This is a genomic window from Clostridium transplantifaecale (genome assembly GCF_900626075.1).
Taxonomy (GTDB): Bacteria; Bacillota; Clostridia; order Lachnospirales; family Lachnospiraceae; genus Otoolea; species Otoolea transplantifaecalis.
In genome coordinates this window covers 267,606-273,675 of record NZ_UYZY01000008.1, presented here as the reverse complement: position 1 = coordinate 273,675, position 6,070 = coordinate 267,606, and the positions used below count along the sequence as shown (strand labels likewise).

General features: G+C 43.8%; 8 protein-coding genes. 7 read left to right on the top strand and 1 reads right to left on the bottom strand.

Going from position 1 to position 6,070, the window contains the following annotated elements:
- Positions 1-952 precede the first annotated feature (952 nt).
- A complete protein-coding gene (locus tag EJL91_RS23530; protein WP_125144407.1) occupies positions 953-1,186 on the bottom strand; it encodes a hypothetical protein in 234 nt (77 codons plus the stop codon).
- 959 nt (positions 1,187-2,145) lie between these two features.
- Between EJL91_RS23530 and EJL91_RS23525 the strand changes: the two genes are divergently transcribed.
- From EJL91_RS23525 to EJL91_RS23495, 7 genes are all read left to right on the top strand, one after another.
- Complete coding sequence (locus EJL91_RS23525) at positions 2,146-2,463, top strand: hypothetical protein (protein ID WP_125144406.1); 318 nt, start codon at positions 2,146-2,148, stop codon at positions 2,461-2,463.
- A gap of 57 nt (positions 2,464-2,520) precedes the next feature.
- On the top strand, positions 2,521-2,790 hold the full coding sequence (locus EJL91_RS23520; RefSeq protein WP_125144405.1) for a phage holin family protein: 270 nt from the start codon (positions 2,521-2,523) through the stop codon (positions 2,788-2,790).
- Positions 2,791-2,914: 124 nt separating this feature from the next.
- Positions 2,915-3,718 (top strand): peptidoglycan recognition protein family protein, encoded by an 804-nt coding sequence (locus EJL91_RS23515; RefSeq protein ID WP_125144404.1) that lies wholly within the window; start codon positions 2,915-2,917, stop codon positions 3,716-3,718.
- A gap of 299 nt (positions 3,719-4,017) precedes the next feature.
- Positions 4,018-4,380, top strand: coding sequence for an LptM family lipoprotein (locus EJL91_RS23510; RefSeq protein WP_125144403.1), 363 nt, complete (start codon positions 4,018-4,020; stop codon positions 4,378-4,380).
- A gap of 239 nt (positions 4,381-4,619) precedes the next feature.
- A complete protein-coding gene (locus EJL91_RS23505; protein WP_125144402.1) occupies positions 4,620-5,132 on the top strand; it encodes a ribonuclease domain-containing protein in 513 nt (170 codons plus the stop codon).
- 54 nt (positions 5,133-5,186) lie between these two features.
- Positions 5,187-5,504, top strand: a complete 318-nt coding sequence (locus tag EJL91_RS23500; RefSeq protein ID WP_125144401.1) for a barstar family protein — start codon at positions 5,187-5,189, stop codon at positions 5,502-5,504.
- A complete protein-coding gene (locus EJL91_RS23495; RefSeq protein WP_206429541.1) occupies positions 5,455-6,051 on the top strand; it encodes a M48 family metallopeptidase in 597 nt (198 codons plus the stop codon). Before EJL91_RS23500 ends, EJL91_RS23495 begins: the two co-directional genes overlap by 50 nt.
- Positions 6,052-6,070: the final 19 nt, after the last annotated feature.

The window sequence follows — 6,070 nt, the reverse complement described above, 5'->3', positions numbered from 1 at the left end:
AGCTGTTGCGTCAAGTCTATATCCTTTCGATGACGCATCTGACACAGTGATAACGAAACGTTCTTCAAGACGTTCGACTGTGAATTTTATTCCTCCGGTTATGGTTCCGGCCAGCTTATCGCCATTTTATAGTGTGCGCCACGCATTCCAACCGTTTACGTTAATGGTTCGTAACTTCATTCCGGATCCATGAGCGAGCATAATTTGTGCACCGTATTTGTTCGATGTCTCATATCCGATAATCATAGAGTTGTCAACAATTAATACGTATGGGAACCACGAGGGAGAGGATGCGTAAATATTGTATTGCCTGGCATACAGTGCATAAAGGTTATCCTTGACACTGTTATCGGGATCTTCACCTAGCATTCCTAAAAAATTTAATTTCTTTGGGGCATCGCCATTTTGCCTACGATTTTACGTTAATGAGTACCAAGGCCCCCAAGCGGAGTTGACAAAAAAACGTGTGAAGCATTGCCCTGAAACAATGTAGGCTTTTATTAACTTTTCTGTCTTTGAGGTCGAAAGCCAAACAACATCAATTTGACAATACTGGTTATCAACAGGGAGGTTTTTACAATTATTGGCACAATAGTATGTTCCCGCATCAAGTGTAAGTATATCAATACCGGATTTTGTGACACAGTATCGCAACTCGCCATTTTACTGGGAGAGGAGAAGACCATTACTTAATTGTCCATCGCCACTTAAGGGAGGTTTTGTCGTACTGACCAATAACAATATTACTACCTGCCTGGCCGTAAGGAAACACCAGCATACCGGCACCCCAACCGTCGGAAATTGCGATAAAAAACCAGGTATAGTCCAGGGGGAAATCAAACCCTGAAACAGCTTTTGTCATGATGCCTATGCTTACTGGATTTTTAATGAGCCACTCCGTCGTTACGTTTGTTGATCTATATGAGATTTTAGGTTCGCCATTTAGCAGAATTTATTTATTACCCAAAATAGCATCTAGATACATTTTTGTGCCATCAACTGGATATGTGCCATCTGCTTCACGGATGTAAAAATTTGCCTTACCATTTTGGCACTGGGTGATAATGACATACGGGATTGCTCCTGTAGATGGATCATAATACGGACCACAAATGCATTTTGTGCCTTCTGAGATTCGGCTGTCTGCAATAGAAACGGCACCGCTTTCGATAGGAATTCCGTTCATTCTTATTGCAAACCTCTCGCCATTTAGCTCTTGAATGTAGCCTATATCCCGAGCTTTGATTTAATGGAAATTCCATTAACCAATACGTCTGAGACTGCAATTCGACATGAATTTGAGCTTCCAGTGCCATCTCGAAAATGAACTATATCAACCGGTTTCAAACAGCCGCTATAATTAAAATATAAAGCTCCGTCATCACTATTATAGCCACAGGCCAAGTTTAGTTCGTTTCTATTGCATACTTTTAACCTGTTTTTATTTTCGAGATCGCCATTTAAAGGACTCTTGCGCTTGACCAGTTTCCACTATTTCTGAATGCAATAATCATATTTGCATCAACTGTAATGGCAAATAATACCCCGTCATCCCAGGTTGACGTAAATAAACCTTTGGAGTATACGGGGATAGTGCAATCAGATGTAATGTTAAAATTATTGGATACCGAAAAAAGGTAAGAAGCTCCTTGCTCCTTCGGTGCTTCGGAGAGAAAAACAAGATTCTTTTTAAATGTCTCGCCATTTTGCCGTTATCACTGGAAGGTCAACGCCCCAATGATATTTGCTCCGTTTGTCTGGGATGGGCCATCATAAAAATATAGTTTTTTGTCTTCAAGGGATAAATAAATCCAGAAGTTATTTTTTTTGCCATTAATAAAGCCGAGTTTGTTTTCCATACCAGACTTTATCTCGCCATTTCCCTGCGCAAATAACACAGTCTTTTTGACATCCATGCAAATATAAATCTATCTTAAGAAAGCGAAAAAAGGAGCAGAAACTGAAGGTAGTATTTCTATAAATAAATTTTATATAACAATAGTATTTATCTGGATAACGTTAATATCTTTTTATATTTAATAGTAAGCCTTTCCATAACAGAATTAAGAAGGCCAACATCCCTACTACCTATTCAGCGAGTAACACCCAACCCAACAACAGAAATAGAAAGCGAGGTATCAGAATGTGACGGACGAAGAAATTGCAGTAAAGCTGGAAGGACATGATCATGAAATTGGTTCCCTTAAACACAGGATGTCGGAGCAAGAAGAACAAAACAAAACGATACAGGAACTGGTTTTATCCGTCAAGGAGTTAGCTCTTAATATGCAGGCAATGCTCAGGGAACAGAGTGACCAGGGAGAACGTCTGGCAAAATTGGAGTCGGAACCGGCAGAGCGGTGGAGCAGTATGAAAAAGACAGTTTTTAACACAGTAGTTGGAGCTATGGCCGGGGCAGTTGCTACCGGCCTGATTTATATCATGGCTCTTTATACCAAATAAGAAAACAAATAAGTAAAGTCAAATAATCAAAATCAAATAAGAAAGTGAGACAAACATATGGATTTTGGAATTGCAAGTGTTGCAGGTATCACCGTGATTTGTTATCTGGCCGGAATGGCCTGCAAGGCCACTGAAAAGGTAAAGAATGAGGCGATCCCAGTCATCTGCGGAGTGGCCGGAGCTGTTTTGGGACTCGCAGGGATGTATACGATGCCGGCATTTCCGGCGCAGGATCCGATTAATGCCCTGGCGATTGGAATTGTTTCAGGTCTGGCGGCAACCGGTGTCAACCAGGCAGTCAGGCAGATTAAAGACTGCAAACAGTAGGGAGCTGCGTTCCCCCATGTTTCGCTCCGGAAAGAAATATGGGGGAAGGGTACATATGGTACCGCAATAAAAATGTGACCGGCCAGGCTTGCTCCTGGCCGATCATAAAAGAGAGGGGAAAGTTATGCAGATACATCAATTACTTACACCATATAATTACAACTCCGGCCAGTTAAGCCGTATCAAGTATATCGTGATCCACTATGTTGGCGCCACCGGCGGAGCGGAGGCTAACTGTAAATATTATGCCGGCGGGCGCGTTGGGGCCAGCGCCCATTATTTTGTTGGTTTCCAGGGTGAGATATGGCAGTCGGTAGAGGATAAGAATATTGCCTGGCACTGTGGTGCAAACGTGTATAAACATCCAGAATGCCGGAACGGAAACAGCATTGGAATCGAACTTTGCGTGCGAAACAGAGGCAGTCAGGCAGATACAAGCCGGGACTGGTACTTTGAGGATAGCACGGTAGAGTCAGCCATTATGCTCACCCGGGAACTGATGAAGAAATACCGGGTTCCGGCGGAATGTGTCCTCCGGCACTACGATGTTACGGGAAAAATCTGCCCAAATCCATTTGTTTATAACCATACGAAACACACATGGGAGGCATTTAAAACAGCTCTGGCAGCCCCTGAACCAGCCATCACGGGCTGGGAATGCGACACCCAGGGAAAATACCGCTACCGTAAACCCGACGGTCAATATGCCGCCAATGAGTGGCAGTTGATCAACCATCACTGGTATATGTTCGCTGCCGACGGACATATGCTGACAGGATGGCAGAAATGGAACGGAAGAATAGCATCCTGTGAGGAACCAGGGGACTGGTATTATTTTGACGAGACGCCGGGAGGAAACCTGGAGGGAGCATGCTGGCATGAGCGGCCGGGAGGATATGGGGCCTGGGAGATCTGGGAAGTCAAATAAGAATATTGGAACCGTCACAAACCGCCGGCCGTACACCTCATAAAGATAAATTACAGAAATAAGAAGATCACTATTGTAGTTTAGTGTAATCCTCAGCAAACGATATAGATTGGATAAAAAGTAAATGTACATAGACTTAAATGAACAGCTAAACACGAAAGTACAGAACAATCAGCGACGCATCCTCAAAAGAATCGGCAGGAACCTCGTCCTGCAATTCATAATGAACGGGTAGTAAAGATTACCGGAGTGTGATATAATGATCCAATTGTATATAAACACATCAGTGGAGGAGAAAAATGAAGAAGATAACAGGACTTATGGCAGTAGTTATGCTGGCGGTTATGCTGGCAGCGTGTGGCGGCAGTAAGAAAGATGGGAGAGTGCTTGTCGATATCATTCAGGCCTATGCGGATAATGATATTGAGGTAGATGAGAATGATAAACCTTACTTCCAGATGATTGGAGCCAAAGATGGAGTAATCTTCTATATTGATACTTCCGTTGTAAAAATCTACGAATATGAATCGGAGAAAAGTCTGAGCGAAGCACAGGAGACTTACAAGGATGTAATAAAAGACTGGCCTGTGAACGGTAAATTTTTATTAGAAACAAGCAATGAAAAGGCAATTGAAATATTTAACGGAATTGAACAGCCATAAAATATCAGCGCAAAAGCGCCCCGCATCACCTTCAACAGAAGGCTGCGGGGCGCTTTTTGCGTTGCCGGAAACATCTCACATTGTTCATAAAAACTTTTTCTCCCTGTTATTTTAGAATATTCCATTCATTTTTCCTATCTAATAAACAGGAGGTTTGACTTTTACCCCAATGCCTTATATAATATATAAGCTGTAGTTTTACTACACAATCAGGCAGCCAGTGCCTGAAGGAGGAAATTATGATAATCGAATACTGGAGTAAAGTCAAATCCTTTGTAAAATGGCTGATACCATTTTGCGTAGCTTTATTTTTGCTGCTTGGCTGCAGTCCTGTCAATACGCAGGAAAGCCAGGCGGACAAGCCGGTAAACCAGGAGCAGGTGGAGGGAACACAGTCCTCTGCCCTGGCGGTTGAGGAGAACGGCAGTTATACCAGTAAGGAAGATGTGGCTCTCTATATTCATATTTATGGAAAGCTGCCCGGGAATTTTATTACGAAAAAAGAAGCAGAGGCAGCCGGATGGGTAAGCCGGGAAGGCAACCTGACGGATGTGGCTCCCGGAAAGAGCATCGGGGGAAGTCCTTTTGGCAATTACGAGGGCAGTCTTCCGGAAAAAGACGGCCGGGAGTGGTATGAATGCGATATTAATTATGAGGGTGGATTCCGTGGAGCGGAACGCCTCGTTTATTCCAATGACGGTCTGACTTATTATACGTCAGATCATTACAAAACATTTGAACAGCTTTATTGACGGCAAATGCCCCGAGAATGCTTATAATTAGAAAAGTACAGGAGGAGACGAAAAATGAGACTTTTACTTCTGGATATGAATGAGATGGAAAATGAAGAAGCTGTCCACAACTACCTGATGGAGCAGCTTGAATTTCCGGAGTATTATGGGAAGAACCTGGATGCTCTGTCCGATATGCTGACGGATGGTCTGGCAGAGAATATATGTGTGGAAATGGTGCGCTGTACGGAGCTCAATGCTCCGCTGAAGGAATTTGAGCCGAAACTTGAGAAGGTTTTTGAGAATGCGGCTCAGACTGTTGAAGAGAAGGATGGGAAGTTCTATGCAGTATTTGCAGATTTTGAACCCCTGGATTCCTCATCCATGTGGTGATGGGACGGCGGAAGAATTTATCCGGATCCCGTTAGAAATAATCCGTTCCGCCAGGCGGACGATGGCTCTTCAAATCGCACAGGACGGACATGTTGTTATGCGGCTGCCCAGAAGAGTACCGGAAAAAGAAGCGCTGGATTTTGCAATGCGCAATGAGGTATGGATTGGAAAAAATTACCGGAAAGTAACGGAACTTAGAAGGGAACGGCCGGTATACGGTGAAGAGGAAATACGTGCCCATATAGAGAAGCTGCGCCCGGTGCTGGAACACCGGGTTTCTTACTATGCATCCCTCATGGGAGTGGATTACGGAAGAATTACAATCCGAAACCAGAAGACGAGGTGGGGAAGCTGCAGCTCGGCCGGTAACCTGAATTTTAACTGGCGTCTTGCACTTCTTTCGGAAGAACTGCTCGATTATGTGGTGGTCCACGAACTTGCTCACCGGCTGGAGATGAACCATTCGGCCGCCTTCTGGATCATTGTGGCACGCATTCTCCCTGATTATAAGGAGAGAAGGAAACTCCTGAAAGAATACAGAATATAGGGCAGCACAGGATAACCGC

Coding starts and splice junctions, on each gene's coding strand:
- EJL91_RS23510 (WP_125144403.1), top strand. CDS start 4,018: ATGAAGAAGATAACAGGACTTATGGCAGTAGTTATGCTGGCGGTTATG.
- EJL91_RS23495 (WP_206429541.1), top strand. CDS start 5,455: ATGCAGTATTTGCAGATTTTGAACCCCTGGATTCCTCATCCATGTGGT.
- EJL91_RS23520 (WP_125144405.1), top strand. CDS start 2,521: ATGGATTTTGGAATTGCAAGTGTTGCAGGTATCACCGTGATTTGTTAT.
- EJL91_RS23505 (WP_125144402.1), top strand. CDS start 4,620: ATGATAATCGAATACTGGAGTAAAGTCAAATCCTTTGTAAAATGGCTG.
- EJL91_RS23530 (WP_125144407.1), bottom strand. CDS start 1,186: ATGAACGGAATTCCTATCGAAAGCGGTGCCGTTTCTATTGCAGACAGC.
- EJL91_RS23515 (WP_125144404.1), top strand. CDS start 2,915: ATGCAGATACATCAATTACTTACACCATATAATTACAACTCCGGCCAG.
- EJL91_RS23500 (WP_125144401.1), top strand. CDS start 5,187: ATGAGACTTTTACTTCTGGATATGAATGAGATGGAAAATGAAGAAGCT.